This window comes from Mediterraneibacter faecis, assembly GCF_055383675.1.
Genome location: NZ_AP043803.1, coordinates 3,152,546 through 3,169,224, shown reverse-complemented (window position 1 = coordinate 3,169,224; position 16,679 = coordinate 3,152,546). Strand labels below are relative to the sequence as shown.

15 protein-coding genes are annotated in these 16,679 nt (G+C 40.1%); 12 read left to right on the top strand and 3 right to left on the bottom strand.

The features are described from left to right. Window positions 1–8 precede the first annotated feature (8 nt). Window positions 9–545: a hypothetical protein gene (locus ACZ47Z_RS14990; protein WP_015527498.1), complete on the top strand. Its 537-nt coding sequence runs from the start codon at window positions 9–11 to the stop codon at window positions 543–545. Window positions 546–729: 184 nt separating this feature from the next. On the opposite strand, the gene ACZ47Z_RS14985 is transcribed toward ACZ47Z_RS14990, so the two are convergent. Next, entirely contained in the window at window positions 730–1,596 is an 867-nt protein-coding gene (locus tag ACZ47Z_RS14985) for an AraC family transcriptional regulator (RefSeq protein WP_226875140.1), read from the bottom strand. A gap of 91 nt (window positions 1,597–1,687) precedes the next feature. On the opposite strand from ACZ47Z_RS14985, the gene ACZ47Z_RS14980 reads away from it, so the two are divergent. From ACZ47Z_RS14980 to ACZ47Z_RS14965, 4 genes are read left to right on the top strand one after another with little or no spacing between them, the layout of a single operon-like run. After that, complete coding sequence (locus ACZ47Z_RS14980) at window positions 1,688–3,067, top strand: glycoside hydrolase family 32 protein (protein ID WP_054752700.1); 1,380 nt, start codon at window positions 1,688–1,690, stop codon at window positions 3,065–3,067. After that, complete coding sequence (locus tag ACZ47Z_RS14975; protein WP_054752702.1) at window positions 3,060–4,448, top strand: sucrose-specific PTS transporter subunit IIBC; 1,389 nt, start codon at window positions 3,060–3,062, stop codon at window positions 4,446–4,448. Before ACZ47Z_RS14980 ends, ACZ47Z_RS14975 begins: the two co-directional genes overlap by 8 nt. 2 nt (window positions 4,449–4,450) lie before the next feature. Next, window positions 4,451–6,664: an alpha-galactosidase gene (locus ACZ47Z_RS14970; protein ID WP_117827371.1), complete on the top strand. Its 2,214-nt coding sequence runs from the start codon at window positions 4,451–4,453 to the stop codon at window positions 6,662–6,664. Beyond that, complete coding sequence (locus ACZ47Z_RS14965; RefSeq protein WP_464525709.1) at window positions 6,642–7,418, top strand: Cof-type HAD-IIB family hydrolase; 777 nt, start codon at window positions 6,642–6,644, stop codon at window positions 7,416–7,418. Before ACZ47Z_RS14970 ends, ACZ47Z_RS14965 begins: the two co-directional genes overlap by 23 nt. A 79-nt stretch (window positions 7,419–7,497) precedes the next feature. On the opposite strand, the gene ACZ47Z_RS14960 is transcribed toward ACZ47Z_RS14965, so the two are convergent. Beyond that, the gene (locus ACZ47Z_RS14960) at window positions 7,498–8,523 is read right to left on the bottom strand and encodes a LacI family DNA-binding transcriptional regulator (protein WP_117542411.1); all 1,026 of its coding nucleotides are present in this window, start codon (window positions 8,521–8,523) and stop codon (window positions 7,498–7,500) included. A gap of 420 nt (window positions 8,524–8,943) precedes the next feature. On the opposite strand from ACZ47Z_RS14960, the gene ACZ47Z_RS14955 reads away from it, so the two are divergent. The 3 genes from ACZ47Z_RS14955 (at window position 8,944) to malQ (ending at window position 11,614) form a co-directional block, all read left to right on the top strand. After that, entirely contained in the window at window positions 8,944–9,093 is a 150-nt protein-coding gene (locus ACZ47Z_RS14955) for a hypothetical protein (RefSeq protein ID WP_155492235.1), read from the top strand. A 136-nt stretch (window positions 9,094–9,229) separates the two neighbouring features. Beyond that, window positions 9,230–10,084: an endonuclease/exonuclease/phosphatase family protein gene (locus ACZ47Z_RS14950; protein WP_054752706.1), complete on the top strand. Its 855-nt coding sequence runs from the start codon at window positions 9,230–9,232 to the stop codon at window positions 10,082–10,084. A gap of 15 nt (window positions 10,085–10,099) precedes the next feature. Further along, complete coding sequence (gene malQ / locus ACZ47Z_RS14945) at window positions 10,100–11,614, top strand: 4-alpha-glucanotransferase (protein WP_464525708.1); 1,515 nt, start codon at window positions 10,100–10,102, stop codon at window positions 11,612–11,614. Between the two features lie 102 nt (window positions 11,615–11,716). Here the strand turns inward: malQ and ACZ47Z_RS14940 are convergent, their stop codons facing one another. After that, window positions 11,717–13,039 (bottom strand): MATE family efflux transporter, encoded by a 1,323-nt coding sequence (locus tag ACZ47Z_RS14940; protein ID WP_054752708.1) that lies wholly within the window; start codon window positions 13,037–13,039, stop codon window positions 11,717–11,719. 249 nt (window positions 13,040–13,288) lie between these two features. Here ACZ47Z_RS14940 and ACZ47Z_RS14935 point away from each other — a divergent pair, with 249 nt between their 5' ends. The 4 genes from ACZ47Z_RS14935 to ACZ47Z_RS14920 all read left to right on the top strand — a co-directional run bounded on the left by ACZ47Z_RS14935 (window position 13,289) and on the right by ACZ47Z_RS14920 (window position 16,655). Continuing rightward, window positions 13,289–13,765, top strand: coding sequence for a PTS sugar transporter subunit IIA (locus tag ACZ47Z_RS14935; protein ID WP_055147167.1), 477 nt, complete (start codon window positions 13,289–13,291; stop codon window positions 13,763–13,765). A gap of 54 nt (window positions 13,766–13,819) precedes the next feature. Further along, window positions 13,820–14,323, top strand: coding sequence for a flavodoxin family protein BilS (bilS, locus tag ACZ47Z_RS14930; protein WP_054752712.1), 504 nt, complete (start codon window positions 13,820–13,822; stop codon window positions 14,321–14,323). A gap of 366 nt (window positions 14,324–14,689) precedes the next feature. Then, window positions 14,690–16,057 carry an MATE family efflux transporter gene (locus ACZ47Z_RS14925; protein ID WP_464525707.1) on the top strand — a complete coding sequence of 456 codons (1,368 nt, stop codon included), beginning with the start codon at window positions 14,690–14,692 and terminating at the stop codon, window positions 16,055–16,057. Window positions 16,058–16,070: 13 nt separating this feature from the next. Further along, a complete protein-coding gene (locus tag ACZ47Z_RS14920; RefSeq protein WP_349179021.1) occupies window positions 16,071–16,655 on the top strand; it encodes a cytidylate kinase-like family protein in 585 nt (194 codons plus the stop codon). Window positions 16,656–16,679: the final 24 nt, after the last annotated feature.

Genomic DNA, 16,679 nt, shown 5'->3' with positions numbered 1-16,679 from the left:
AGAAAATTATGAGTTACATCACAACATACACAGGAAATCATTTTGATCCGATAAACCCAGATCCGGAACTAATCAACATTGTAGATATCGCCCATGCACTTCCGATGATCTGCCGGGGGAACGGCCAGGTCAGTACGTTCTGGTCGGTGGGAGAACATTGCATTCTGTGTGCGAAGGAAGCCGCAGCCAGAGGATATAGTAATCGTGTGATTGAGGGTGCACTTTTGCATGATGCAAGTGAGTGTTACATGTCAGACGTGCCGCGTCCGCTGAAGCAATTTATGACAGTATATAAAGAGCAGGAGAATCATTTGCTTGATGTTTTGTATACCAAGTTCCTGGGTTCACCACTTGATGAGCAGGAAGAGAAGCTGATCAAAGAGATTGATGATGCGGTATTGTGGTATGATATGAAATATTTACTGGGTGAAGACTCAGAAGGAGACAAGCCAGAGACGTGTATGGTACCTGATTATACGGTGAGAGCATTCAAGGATGTTGAGCAGGAGTACTTGGAAATATTTGAAAAATATAAGGTCTTATAAATATCAAAATGATGAAAAAGGACAGAGAGCTCTGATTGAAAAAATGTCAGAAATCTCTGTTCTTTTTGTAAGTATCAGTATAGTTCGCAACTTTGTATTCTGCGGATTGTTTATCTCAGTCGAGAAGACTCCCACTCCTTCAGGTGGTGAGTAACAGAAAATGGATGAAAAAACGTAAGAAGTGTTACGGTTTTAAATGGCTCCGGTAATCTGTTGGCGAAACATTATAAAACTTTTTAAATGTACGTGAAAATGCCAGCTGGTCTTCAAATCCAAGTGAATTGGAAATAATCGAAACAGGAAGTTGTGTAGTTGCAAGTAACCTTGCAGCTTTTTTGAATTTCAGTTGAAGTAGATATTTTTTGGGTGAGATTCCAAACTTTTCATGGAAAGCCCGTGTAAGGTAATTCTGATGGATGCCGAAATAGTCAGCTACATCTTTTAACTTCAAATTCTCAGCATAATTGATATCAAAGTAAAATTTAATTTCATCGATAATTGACAGTTTATTTGTGTCTGCTTCATGAAAATCAACATCTGAAAAAAGCATGGAAATAATATGAAGCAGGATACTATTTCCTTCAAAATAATGACTGGTCAATGAGGCGTCTAATTGCATGATCCTGGAAATAGAATCGTAATATTTTCGGGTATCCAGACCATGGATCACATAAATATCTTCTGTTGAAGTCATAATCTGATAGAGATAGCTTTCCGAGCTGATGCCGATAAAGCTGATCCATGCATAAGACCAAGGGTTTGTTTTTGAGGCTTCATAATAAGTGATCTTACCTGCTGGAATGAGAAATGCATCTCCTGCTTTTAGGTGAAACACATGCTCATTAATACGAAATTCTCCCTCCCCGTTGAGTACAAAATGAATTAGCTGATATGATCTCAAAGTCGGACCATAACTGTAGCCAGGTGTACATTCTTCATAACCGGCACTGTACAGAGAAAGATCACTATTGGCTTTATATACCAGAGAATGTTTGGTTTCTTTATATTCAATCATAAGTCTATCATAATACAAAAAGTTAGTTTTTTCCATATATTCTTCTGAAAATGCTATGTTCCAAAATAGAAAAATATAGTTTAATATAGTCAGGCGCCAGAAAGTAAGGACGGGAGGTCATTTAGAAATGATAAAACGGCAGAAATATCATCTGGAACCGGACAGAGGTCTGCTAAATGATCCTAATGGGTTAGTTTTTTACAAGGATATGTATCATGTGTTCTTTCAGTGGAATCGATTTGAAAAGAATCATTCTTACAAGGAATGGGGACATTTTACATCGAAAGATTTACTTCATTGGAATTGGGAAGGAAGTGCTCTTTTGCCGGACCAGTTTTATGAGCAAAATGGAGTTTACTCAGGTAGTGCATTGATAAAGGATGGTCAGCTTCGCTTATTTTATACAGGAAATAATAAGAGCGGCGGTGTGAGAAAAAGCAGCCAGTGCCTTGCAGTTACTGAGGATGGCAAGACATTTCAGAAAAAAGGCATTGTGGTATCAACACCTACGGAGTTTACCGAGCACTTCAGAGATCCGAAAGTATGGCAGGACGGCGATGACTATTATATGGTGATCGGAGCACAGATGAAAAATGGAAGAGGTTCTGTCGCACTATGCAGCTCCAAGGATGCGGAAAATTGGAAATTCGAATTAGTGCTTGCAAAATCCAAGGAGTATGAAATGGTTGAATGTCCGGATTATTTTCAGGTAGATGGACAAGGAATTTTGCTTTATTGTCCGCAGCACAGAGATAATGAAAGTGATAGTTCACTTTGTAGTTTTTCGGCTTATAAAGAGTTTGATTTTAATGACATAGTTTCAGGAAAAATAGAAGATAGCAATATGCAGAATCTGGATGAAGGGCGTAAAAAGATGGATCAGGGATTTGATTTTTATGCGCCGCAGACATTTACATCACCGGATGGAAGAAAAATTCTGTTTGCGTGGATGTCAAGAATGGAAGAGGAAGAAGAGAAGCTGTTTGGTGCAGGAGAATCCAGTATCCATTGTATGACATTACCAAGAGAGCTTTCTTATCGAAACGGAGAACTGTGTCAGCTTCCGGTAAGAGAATTGGAAAAAAGTTTGTGCATACATAAGATTTCCGAGCAGGAAAGACAAAGTGGAGAAATAATTCTTAAGAACAGAGTATACTGTGCAAAACTATCTAATCTTCAGAATGAAACTTCTTTTAAAATAGAATTTCAGAACAGAGAAGTTATTCTAGAATACAAAAAAGTAGAAAAAATAATTTCTGTAAAGAGAAAAAATTGGGTTACAAAAGATTATGATGAGAGAAACTGTAAGATTGATTCGTTGGAAACGATAGAATGTTGGTCTGATATTTCCAGTATGGAAATTTTTGTGAATCAGGGAAGCAAAGTGTTTTCTATGAGAATGTTCACAGAAGAAGAAAATGGAAAAGTAAAAATAAGTGGATTCATGAAAGAAAGAGTCATGGAAATGTATGATTTAATGGGAGAAGGAGAGGAGAAAAATGAGTGATAAAGAATTAGCAAAAAAGATTCTTGAACTGGTTGGTGGTACGGAAAATGTTGTGTCAGTAAGACATTGTGCGACAAGACTTCGTATTGTAGTAGCTGATAAAGAAAGGATTCAGGTAAAAGAGATTGAAAATCTGGAGAAAGTAAAAGGAAGCTTTTTTAATTCTGGACAGTATCAGATTATCCTTGGAACAGGTCTGGTTAACCGAATCTATGACGAAGTTGTAAAAGTTACAGGAACAGGCGACGAAGAAAAGTCAGAGGAAAAAGAAAAGGTGGTTTATGGAAATAAATTTCAGAGAGCAATCAGAATGTTTTCTGATGTATTTGTGCCAATTATCCCGGTGCTTGTAGCTACTGGTTTGTTTATGGGACTTAGAGGGCTTCTGACTCAGGAGGCAGTACTTGCAGTATTTGGTCTGACAGCTGATAGTATTCCGCAGAATCTTCTTACATTTACACAGGTATTGACAGACACGGCATTTGCATTTCTTCCGGCTTTAGTGTGCTGGTCAACCTTCCGGAATTTTGGCGGAAGTCCGGTAATTGGAATTGTATTAGGATTGATGCTTGTAAACAGCAGCCTGCCAAGCGCTTATGCAGTTGGATCAGGAGAGGCACAGCCGTTGATTTTCTTTGGATTCTTAAAAGTAACAGGATATCAGGGATCAGTATTACCGGCATTTGTGACAGGAATTGTCGCTTCCAAGTTTGAAAAATGGCTGCGAAAGAAAGTTCCGGATGCAATCGATCTGATTGTGACACCGTTCTTAACATTGTTGGTTGGATGTGTTCTGGCATTGTTCGTACTTGGACCAATCTTACATACAGTAGAGTCAGGAGTTCTGTTTGCAGTAGAACATCTTCTTTTCCTTCCAATGGGAATAGGCGGATTTTTATATGGATGTTTCGGACAGCTTCTTGGTATTTTTGGTATTCATCATATTCTGAATTTCTTAGAGATCAGTATGTTGGCACAAGATGGATGGAATTATCTGAATCCAATCGGAACTTGCGGAAATGTTGCTCAGGCAGGAGCAGTTCTTGCAGTTGCAATCAAAGCAGCGTCTAATAAGACAAAGCAGGTGGCATATCCGGCATGTCTGTCTGCATTACTTGGAATTACAGAGCCGGCGGTATTTGGAGTCAACTTAAAATTTATGAAACCGTTTGTAATGTCAATGATCGGTGGCGGTGTTGGAGGATTTCTGGCATCAATCTTCCATCTGAGAGCAACAGGAATGTCAATTACAGGTATTCCAGGAACATTGCTGTATCTTAACGAGCAGCTGCCACTCTATATTCTGGTAAATGTAGTTGCTTTCGGTGTAGCATTCGGACTGACATGGATGTTTGGTTTTAATAAGAAAATGGAGCAGTAAGTATGAGTATTCTATTTCATAACAAAGGACAGATCGTGCAATTAAGTAATGATACAATAAGTTATGTGATGGAAGTTGTGGATGGAAAGTATCTGGTTCATCGGTATTTCGGACGAAAGATCCGAAATTACCGGGGGACCGGAAATCCCCTGTATTTCAAGAGAGGGTATAATACGGAACATGACAGCTCTGTCGAAAATATATCCTTTGATGATTTCCCGTTTGAATATCCGGTCGGAGGACATGGAGATTTTCGTATTCCGGCTTTTGCAATCACACAAGAAGATGGAATAACATTTTGCGAACCGGTGTTTAAAAGCTGGAGTGTGGTATCCGGTAAGCCTAAATTACAGGGTATGCCACAGATTCGTGTTAATGAAAATGAGTCGGAGACACTGGAAGTGATCTGTGAAGATGACAGAGCAGGGATCCGACTTTTTCTTTATTATACGATTTTTGAAAATTACGGAATTGTTTTACGGCATCAAAAAGTAGAAAATTATGGGAAGCAGACCGTTTTTCTTCAGAACATTCAGAGTATGTCTCTGGAACTTCCGGCAGAAGAGTATGAACTTATGACATTATATGGAACACATGCTAAAGAGGCAAATATGCAGCGTTTCCCGATTCATTATGGGGTGCAGAAAACGGAGAGTGTCAGGGGAAGCAGCAGTCCTCAGCATCAGCCATTTTTTGCGGCGTTAAAACCGGAGACGAATGAATGCAGCGGAGAAGTCTGGGCAGCGCATCTTGTATATAGCGGAAATTTCCTCGCACAGGTGGAAAAGGATCAGTTTGGAAATGTACGGGCACAGATTGGAATTCATCCGGACAGCTTTAAATGGGAATTAAAACCAGGAGATACATTTGCTTCTCCGGAAGCGGTATTGAATTATAGCAATACGGGTCTGAATGGAATGCGCCACAATTTTCATTGGCTGTACCAACAGCATCTAATTCCTAAACGATTTGAGGAAAAAATACGACCGGTTCTTTTAAACTCCTGGGAATCTATGTACTATGATGTAACAATGGAGAAGATTGATGAACAGGCAGACCTGGCTAAAGCTGCGGGAATTGAATTATTTGTGTTGGATGACGGTTGGTTCCGTAAAGGAAATGACAGCAGATCTTCAATGGGAGACTGGATATGTAATGAACAGAAACTTCCGGGTGGAATTGCAGCAGTTGCAGATGCGATTCATAAAAAAGGTTTACAGTTTGGACTTTGGTTTGAACCGGAGGCAGTCAGCGAGGATAGTGAGTTGTTACGTCAACATCCGGACTGGGCGCTTCACATTCTGGGGTATCAATCGGTAAAAGGAAGACATGAATATCTGCTGGACCTTTCAAGAGAAGATGTCCGTGAATATTTATTTAAAACATTAGATTTTTATTTAAAAAATGGAAAAATCAATTACATAAAGTGGGATATGAACCGACCGCTGACAGATGTGAATTCTGCATGTCTGGGAGTACAGCAAAAAGAAGAGATCAGTCATCGGTATGTGCTTGGATTATATGATATTTTGGAACGCATTACAGAAAAATATCCGGATGTTCTGATTGAAGGATGTTCCAGTGGTGGTGCGCGATTTGATCCGGGAATGTTGTATTATGTGCCGCAGAATTGGACAAGTGACAATACAGATGCATTTGACCGTGCGACGATCCAAAGAGGGTATAGCCTTTTATATCCGCAGATAACAATGGGGGCTCACGTAAGTATTGTTCCGAATCATCAGACCGGAAGAAGTACTTCTCTGGATGCAAGATATCAGGTAGCAAGATTATTTAATCTGGGATATGAACTTGATCTTACGAAATGTTCCAAAGAAGAAAGAAAAGAAATTGCTGATCAGATTCAGGAATATAAAGAACAGAGAGGCTGGTTGCAAAAGGGAGTGCTTAGTTATCTTGAAGTTCCGAATGAGAATTATATTGCATGGTCGGTTGTTTCCGTGACGGGAGAAGAATGCGAAGTTATTATCATGCAGAAACTGTTTGATCCGAGATATTCTCATGGAAGAATTCATCTCTGTGGTCTGCATCCGGAATGGGATTATAAAGATGAAAGTACCGGGCAGATTTTGGGTGGAGATGAATTGATGGAGATCGGAGTATCGCTACCATTAATAAAACGAGATTTCCATACATTTGCATTTCATTTTTCAAAGGTAAAGGAGAATTACGGTGATCAGATTAATTGCAAGTGATCTGGATGGGACACTTCTAAATGAGGAAGGCATGTTATCAGAGAAAACAGCGGAGTGTATAAGGACTGCACAGCAGGCCGGAATTCTGTGGGTTGCGGCAACAGGCCGTTCGCTGAAAACGGCATCTGAGCTTATGAGAACAGCGGGAGTTTCACCGGAATATCTTCTGCTAAATGGAGCTGAATTTCGAAAGAGTGATGGGACTTTGATTTTCCAAAAATCAATAGAAGAATCCTGTGCGCAGGAAATTATACAGATGCTCATGGAAAAGAAGTTTGATTTTGAAATTAATACATCATCAGGAGATTTTTCGACAGACTGTGAGTTTTGCGATACGGCTTGCCCAATGCCCGCAGTGGAAAAAAATTTTGATGCGCAGATTAAAATTCAAAAGATATTTATTTTCTCAGAAGAGCAGGATAAGTTGAAAAATATAAAAGAGTTTTTGAAGAAGAGACACGATATCACAATTACGTCATCTGCAGCCTGGAACATAGAGATTACAGACCGGCAGGTGAATAAGGGAACTATGCTTGAACAGGTCGCTGAGTATTATGGATATAGTAAAGAAGAGGTATTGGTATTTGGGGATGGGAAGAATGACATTCTAATGTTTGAAAAGTTCCCGCATTCCAGAGCCATGGGAAATGCAGTAGAAAGCTTGAAAAAAATCGCAGAGAAAGTCATCGAATCTAATAAAGATGATGCAGTTGCACAAGAGGTATGCAGATTGTTGCAACATCTAAGTTTGTAAGCGCTTGGTTGATATCAGAAGAAAAAATGATAAAAAGGACGGAGAGTTCTGATTGAAAATGTCAGAACTCTCCGTCCTTTTATCCATTTATTTTACAACAGCTGTCACGTTCAATCAGCTGATGTGGCACGATAATCTTTGTTGCAACAAGATTCGGATTCTCAATGTGATTGATCATCTGTGATGCCGCCTCGATACCCAACTGCTTAGAATTAATATCAATTGAAGTAAGCTGTGGAGATGTCGATCTTGCAAATAGAGAGTTGTTGAATGATATAATCGACAAATCATCAGGGATTGAAACATGATTCTGAAGACAGACTCTTTCAAGTGAAATGGCTAGAATATCATCACTTACAACGATTGCAGTTGGCGGTTCATCCTGCTGTAACAGAGAAGAAATTGCTTCTGTGTTATCTCCTGATACATTCAGAACTTCCGCACAGTATTCCGGACGGAAAGGGATTCCGTGTTTAGTCAATGCCATCTGGTAACCGGTTTTTCTGTCTGCGGCAAAAGTCAGTGAACTGTCGGAACCCAGATAAGCAATCTTGCGATGACCGAGCTGATAGAGATATTCGGTCGCGTCCTCTCCGGCAAGAAGATTATCATTGTCAATATATAATGTCTGATTCGTGTACTGTGTTGCTTTTCCAATCAAGATATAAAGAAGCCCTTCGCTGAAGAGATAATCAATAATCGGATCGTCCTTTCGAGAATAAAGAACGATGAACCCATCTACTTTTCCACTTCGTGACATAGACTGAATCGCTTTTAAGATCTCATCTTCATCTTGACCTGTCACAACAGTAGACATGTATTGTCTCTGGTTACAGTAGTGGCTGATGCCGCGAATTGCTTCAAGATAGAAAGCATTCTCATATACTTCACGGGCGGATGCCGGAAGGATAATCCCGATTGTGCGGGAATACTGAGAAGCAAGATTGCTGGCCTGAAAGTTTACTTCGTAACCAAGTTCGATCATCGCTTTACGAACTTTTTCTTTTGTTTCTGTGCTGATGGATGGGTTATTCTTACAAGTTCTGGAGACAGTGGAAGGTGATACACCTGCCAAAGCGGCCACATCTTTAATTGTTACTGCCATATTTTCCCTCCTGTGAGGAAATGAGGATGTCAGGCATCTGACACCTATTTTCCTTTATTTTCACGTAACTGTTCAGAGCCAACCTCCAAAATGCTACGCATTTCGTCGGTGTGGCGTATCCGCCAAATAAAATTTCAAAAACAGTCTTAAAAATGCAAGCATTTTATACCTGTTTTTTGAAATTTTGCTTGGCTCTGAACAGTTACATTTTCACAAAAAATTCGTCACCTACTATTTTAGTGAAAGAACGCAATGATGTCAAATCTGTTGCATAGTTTTTTGCATAGAAACTGTTGTGAGAATGTACAAAAACAGAGCATATAAATTGTGCAAAAGGCAGAAATAGAAAATAGATCTATAAATAGAATTGCATTTCGTGCAAAACGTGCATATAATTAATGCAAACGGTTGCATGGAACAATGCAACAAAAGGATTTGGATAAAGTAGCAGAGCTTGCCGCATGGAAGTCAGAGGGAGCACGTGGACTGATTAAGAAAGATAATGGAATCCAGGCTGTCTATGGGCCAAAAGCAGATGTATTAAAATCAGATATTAATGACATCTTATGATACCAGGATTGTGAGAGTGCATTGCACGAAACAATCCTTAGGTATCATAGTTGGGGGATTTTAGTTCATAACAGACAATAGACTGGAGAAGGGTATGTAGAAATTTCTCCGGTGTTTTTACAGGAGTGAGAAGAGAATGAAGTTAATGACATTAAATACGCATAGTCTTGTAGAATCATCTTACGAAGAAAAAAAAGAAAAGTTTATAGAGACGTTAATAGTTGAGCAGCCGGATGTAGTTGCTCTTCAGGAGGTGAATCAGACTGCAAGTGCCGGAGAAATTCCGGATGTAATGCTGGCCGGGTATAAGAGATGTATGGATTTCGGACTTCCTGTAAGAGAAGACAATCACGCGAAAGAAGTTGTTGAAGCACTCAGAGAAAAAGGAGTGTATTACTATTGGACCTGGCTGTCTGCAAAGATCGGATATGGAAAATACGATGAAGGAATGGCTCTTTTATCAAAGAAACCGATTATGAGAGTAAAGCAGTTCCTGATCAGCCAGACAGATGATTATGATAATTGGAAGACAAGAAAAATTTTAGGAATGCAGACAGAAGGGAACGATGACATTTTCTTTACAGTCCATATGGGCTGGTGGAACGACGAGGAAGAACCGCTGAAGAAACAGTGGGAGAAAATGGAAAAGCTGACGAAAAGTCTGGAAAAGAAAGATCGCACCATCTGGTTGATGGGAGATTTCAACAGTCTCGATAATGTAAAACAGGAAGGATATGAACTGATCTGCGAAAGCGGATGGAAGGACAGTTACTGTCTGGCAGAACAGAAAGATTCCGGTGTTACAGTGGAAGAAGAAATCGATGGATGGCGCGATGGAGAAGGCGGTGGAGCAGTGAAAGATGCCAAACGTCTGGATTACATTTTCTGTAATACGCAGAAAAAAGTAAAGTCATCGAAAGTGGTATGTAATGGTAAGAATTACCCGGTAGTATCCGATCATTATGGAGTAATGATTGAGGTAGAAGATTAAGAGGAGGAAGATAAAATGAGCGAAAGAGCAGCAGGTATTTTAATGCCGATCAGTAGTTTGCCGTCAGAGTACGGAATTGGTTGTTTTTCAAAAAGTGCGTATGAATTTGTAGATTGGCTCAAAGGAGCAGGACAGAATTATTGGCAGATTCTCCCGCTTGGACCGACCAGTTATGGAGATTCTCCATATCAGTCCTTTTCTACATTTGCAGGAAATCCGTACTTTATCAGTCTTGATGAACTGATCGAGGAAGGTGTTCTGACACGTGCAGAATGTGAGAAAGTAAACTGGGGAAAAGCAAAGGGTTCCATTGATTACGAGAAGATTTATAATGGACGTTATCCATTACTTCGCAAAGCTTATGAGAGAAGTAAGATCAGTGAGAATCCGGAGTATCAGAAATTCGTGAATGAGAATAGCTGGTGGCTGTCAGATTATGCACTGTTCATGGCTGTAAAAGGACGATTTGACAATGTAGAGTGGACAAAATGGGCAGAAGATATCCGTCTCCGTTGGAAATGGGCAATGGATTATTACAGAGAGGAACTGTATTATGATATTGAATTCCAGCAGTACATGCAATTTAAATTCCACGAGCAATGGATGAAATTAAAGGCATATGCAAATGAAAATGGAATCAAGATCATTGGAGATATCCCGATCTATGTTGCAATGGACAGTGCGGATACCTGGGCGCATCCGGAACTGTTTCAGTTAGATGAGGAAAATGTTCCGACAGCTGTAGCCGGATGCCCGCCGGATGGATTCTCTGCGACAGGACAGCTGTGGGGAAATCCGCTGTACCGTTGGGACTATCATAGAGAGACAGGATATTCATGGTGGATTTCAAGACTGCATTATGTATTCCAGATGTATGATGTTGTCAGAATCGATCATTTCCGTGGATTTGATGAATACTTTTCAATTCCGTATGGGGCAGAGAATGCGATCGGAGGACATTGGGAGAAAGGTCCTGGAATCGATCTGTTCCGCAAAGTGGAACAGGCACTTGGATGGAAGCAGGTTATTGCCGAAGATCTTGGTTATGTGACAGATTCTGTTCGTGAGCTGGTCCGCGAGAGTGGTTTTCCGGGAATGAAGGTTCTGGAATTTGCATTTGATTCCCGTGACTCAGGTTGTGCGAATGATTATCTTCCACATAACTACCCGGTGAACAGTGTGGCTTATACAGGAACTCATGACAACGAAACAATCGTTGGATGGTGGAGCAGTATCACAAAAGAGGAGCAAAAACTGGCGAGAGATTACATGTGTGACCAGTACACACCGGAAAGTGAACTGTATAAATCTCTGATCAGCCTGATTATGCGAAGCAGTGCAAAGCTGTGTGTTATTCCGATGCAGGACTATTTAGGACTTGGAAATAATTGTCGTATCAACACTCCGTCTACGGTAGGAAAGAACTGGAAATGGAGAGTGAATACGAGACAGTTATCATTGAAATTGCAGAAGGAAATCCAGGAGATGACACTCAGATATGGAAGAATGAACTGGGAGACAGTCGAGTAGGATTCTAAAAAATAAGATTTTATGAAAAAGAGACGGAGGTTTCTGATTACAAAATGTCAGAAACCTCTGTCTTTTAATTCTCTTTAAGTAGTTGTTTTTAAGCTACAGTTTTTTCCTCAACGTCCAAAGTGCAACAATCAGTGTCAATATCTCAGCTGCCGGAACTGCCAGCCAGATTCCATTTAATTCCAAGAACCTCGGAAGAACTGTCAGGAAAAGAAGTAGCAGAGCAAAGGAACGAAGGAAAGTAATCATACCTGAGATATATCCTTTGCCATATGTCATCATACGGATTGCTGCGAAGATATTGATTCCTGAAAATAAGAATCCGAGTCCATATAAGCGCAGTCCGGAAACTGCCATGTCAAAGACTGTGCTGTCGGGAGATGCAAAGAAACGTACCCCAATTGGTGACAGCAGATAAGTGCATCCGTAGAGAATGATCGGTGCAATCGCAAAGAAGCGATAAGCGTACTTTTCTAAAACACGACAGACAGAGAAATTTCTGTCTCCGTAAGCATATCCTAGTGGCGTTGATAGTCCCATAGAAAATCCAAAATAAATTCCGATACATAAGAACTGTAAATACATGATGATCGAAACAGCAGCAACGCCGTCTTCTCCGGCGAAAAGTAGGGCACTTCGGTTAAAGACAACGGTTGTGATCGCAATCGCAAGCTGGTTTACGAATTCAGAAGTTCCGTTGACCATGCTATGAAATGCTTCCTTTATAGATAATCCGTGGAATGTAAAATGAAGGAAGTTCGGATGTGTTACAAAGTAAACCACTCCCATTACAAAAGAAAGCAGCAGGCCGAGGAAAGTTGCAAGTGCGGCACCTGTAATTCCCATATGGAGCTGTCCGATAAAAATGTAATCGAAAACAATATTAAAAATCCCTCCGGAAAGTGCTGTCAGAAAACTGTACGTCGGAGAACCGTCAACACGGATGAAATAAGTGAACATCTCTTTTCCAACCACGATCGGAGCACCGAACAGCCACCAGTAGATATAAGCTTTACAATCTGCCATCAGCAGTGAGGTTGCACCAAGCATCTGCAGGATGACCGGCAACCGGAAAAGAATAAGTGCAGAAACAAGAGCGCCAATGACAATGGCAGCAGTCATGCTTACCGAGAAAGTCCGGCTGGCTTCATCATTTCTCTTTCCACCGATATGAAGAGCGGCAAGTGCACTTCCTCCTGTCGCAAAGGCAAGTGCGATACCGTACAGAATATTTACAAGCGGATAGACAACATTGATCGCGGCGAGTGCATTTGTTCCAACATAAGCAGAAACAAAGATTCCATCAACGATTGTATAAACTGTAGTAAATAATGAGGTCAGATAAGTTGGAATGATAAAGCGTAATAATTTCTTTAATCGAATCTCATCTACAGATTGAAAAATAAGAGTTTTTTCCATTGGGAACCCTCCTTGTTAAAAAAATCTCTTAGTATATAATAAACCTTAAAGATACATGAAGGTCAATAAAAAGATTTTCTGATCATTATGAATAAGAAGAAACGATACTAGCGTGGAAAAATATGCAAAACATAGAATTCACAAATAAATCAAAAAATGGGATTGATATTCGCAGAAACAGTGACTATAATTTTTTAGTTGGTAAGAGAAGTAATGAGTGGATGAAAGACGTCTAAGGAGGAGTTAGATATGAGCAATCAGGAGAATGTATTTGAAACAATTTTAGCACCTATGACCGGTACAGCAGTAGCAATCACAGAAGTGCCGGATCCTATTTTTATAGAGAAGATTCTTGGAGATGGAATCGCAATCGTTCCGACAGAAGGTAAGGTTGTAAGCCCGGTTGACGGAACTGTATCAAAAGTAGCAGAGACAGGTCACATTTATGCTGTTACTTCCGATAACGGAGTAGAAGTTGTGATACATGTCGGACTTGAGACAGTCGCACTGAATGGAAAATGTTTCCAGATCCATGTAAAAGAAGGGGACAAGGTAAAAGCAGGAGATCTTCTTGCAGATGCAGACCTTGAGTTTATCAAAGAAACAGGACGTAATTCCATCACACCGATCGTCATCGGTTCAAGCCTTGAAGGGAAAGAGCTTGTATGTGAAGAGGGAGAAGTTCAGGCTGGAAAAACAGTTATTATGGAAATTAAGCAGAAATAAGAAGTCTGAAGATATTGTTCCAGAATCGGTTTAGCTTAGAAGGAAGGTTATAGTATGAAAGAAGAAAGATACTCAATCATATTCAGCAGCAAAACAGGAAATACAGCAGAGCTGGCAAATGCGATTCGTGATGCATTGCCGCAGGAGAATTGTGATTATTTCGGAACAAGCGAAATCGAAGAACCGGTATCGGAAATGCTTTACATTGGTTTCTGGACAGACCAGGGAAATGCAGATAAATCCGCATTGGAGTTATTGCAAAGAATAAAGAATAAGAAAGTCTTTCTGTTTGGAACAGCCGGGTTTGGTGAGAATGAGGCATATTTTCAGAAGGTTCTGAATAATGTTAAGAGTTCTATGGATGAAAGCAATCAGGTAGTTGGTGAGTATATGTGTCAGGGAAAGATGCCGCAAGCGGTGAGAGACCGTTATGTGAAAATGAAAGAGCAGCCGGATCATATGCCGAATCTTGATCTGCTGATCGCAAATTTTGACCGTGCTTTATCACATCCGGATAAGAAAGATCTGGATAAGTTGAGAGAGCTGGTTAGAGGATAGAAAAGTAAAGAAAATTTTGTTTGACTTTTAATAAAACAGGAAATATAATAACTACAAACGAGTAGCAAGTAAGCGTAAATCCAGTTTACCGGCTACTCGTTTTTTTATTAAAATAGAAGTAACTGTTCAGAGGCAACCTCCAAAATGCTACGCATTTCGTCGGTGTGGCGTATCCGCCAAATAAAATTTCAAAAACAGTCTTAAAAATGCAAGCATTTTACACCTGTTTTATGAAATTTTGCTTGGCTCTGAACAGTTACAAATAGAATATCGCCATGAAAAAGTGTGTAGCCTGTCAGCGTAAGTCCAGCTTATAAGACAAGGTGCGCACTTTTTTTGTGCAGAAAAGAGAGGAGTTAAAACAAAATGGCGGAAAGCAACAAAATGAAGGATATGCCGGTGAATAAGCTGATGATCCAGATGGGAATCCCGATGATCTTATCTATGGCATTGCAGGCGGTCTACAATATTGTAGACAGTGCATTTGTAGGAAATATGAGAGTGGGCAGTGAGGCAGCATTAAATGCATTGACACTGGTATTCCCGGTTCAGATGCTCATGGTAGCAGTGGGAATCGGAACAGGTGTCGGAACTAATGCACTTTTGGCAAGGACACTTGGACAGGGAAACAATAAAAAAGCAGCAAAGGTAGCAGGAAACAGTCTGTTCCTGGGAGTGATCATTTATGTGGTTTGTTTATTATTTGGCATCTTTGGAGTGAAAGCATACATTTCATCCCAGACAGTAGATGCAGAAGTTTTTCAGATGGGTGTCAGTTATCTGCGGATATGCTGCGTGATCTCTTTTGGAATTATTTTCTTCTCTTTATTCGAAAAGTTATTACAGGCAACTGGACGATCCCTTTATTCCACAATCGGTCAGGTGGTCGGAGCAGTTGTAAATATTATTCTTGATCCGATCATGATCTATGGTATTGGACCTTGCCCGGAAATGGGAGTGAAAGGCGCGGCCTATGCAACGGTAATTGGTCAGGTAGCGTCCGCAGTATTGCTGTTCATTTTCCATATAAAATTGAATAAAGAGTTTGAGCATGGAGCGAAATATATGAAGCCAGATGCAGGTGTTATAAAAGAAATCTATGCAATCGGACTTCCGGCGATCATTGCACAGGCATTGATGTCGATTATGGTTTATGTAATGAATCTGATCCTGAAGTTCAATCCGTCAGCACAGACAGCATATGGTTTGTTCTATAAGGTGCAGCAGTTTGTTCTCTTCCTTGCATTTGGTCTGCGTGATGCGATCACTCCGATCCTTGCATTTGCTTATGGAATGAGAAGTAAGAAGAGAATAAAGGATGGAATCAAATATGGTCTGATCTATACGATTACATTAATGATTCTTGGAATTGCCATTACAGAGATTTTCCCTGGGGCGTTCGCAACACTGTTCAATGCAGGACAGTCAAGAGAATATTTTATCGGAGCAATGAGGGTAATCTCAGTCAGCTTTCTGTTTGCCGGAATCAATGTTGCTTATCAAGGGATTTATCAGGCATTGGACGGTGGTATGGAATCGCTGGTTATTTCACTTTTGAGACAGCTTATCATTATCCTGCCACTGGCCGGAATTTTTTCGATATTTGTCAGAAATGTCCAGATGGGCGTTACATTAATCTGGTGGGCATTTCCTATTACTGAAATAGTTTCATGTTTTGTGGGATATATGTTCTTAAAGAAAATCAGAAAAAATAAAGTTGATGTTTTAAGTTAAGGAGGAATCAGAGATGACAAAAAGAATTATTACAATCAGCAGAGAATTCGGAAGCGGCGGACGTTTTATCGGAGAAGAAGTAGCAAAGAAACTTGGAATTGCTTATTATGATAAAAATATCATTAATGAGATTGCAGAAAAGTCTGGTTTATCTCCGGAATATATTCAGGAAAATGCAGAATTATCGCCGAAAAAAGGATTATTCGCATATGCATTTGCCGGACGTGACGTCACAGGAAAATCAGTAGAAGACCTGGTGTATGAGGCACAGAGGAAAGTTATTTTAGAGCTGGCTGAAAAGGAGTCTTGCGTGATCATTGGAAGAAATGCAGATTATATTCTGAAAGACCGGGATGATGTGCTGAATGTGTTTATTCATGGAGACACACCGGAAAAAATACAGCGTATCACTCGCTTATACAATGTAGAAGAACAGAAAGCCGTCAAAATGATGGTAGATATAGATAAAAGACGTATGGCAAATTACAATTTTTATACAAACCAGAAGTGGGGAAAAGCTGACAATTATACGCTGTGTTTGAACAGTTCCCAGCTCGGGTATGACAGATGTGAGAAGATAATTATGGAATGTATATGACTGTGAAAATATATTCCGAAAAAG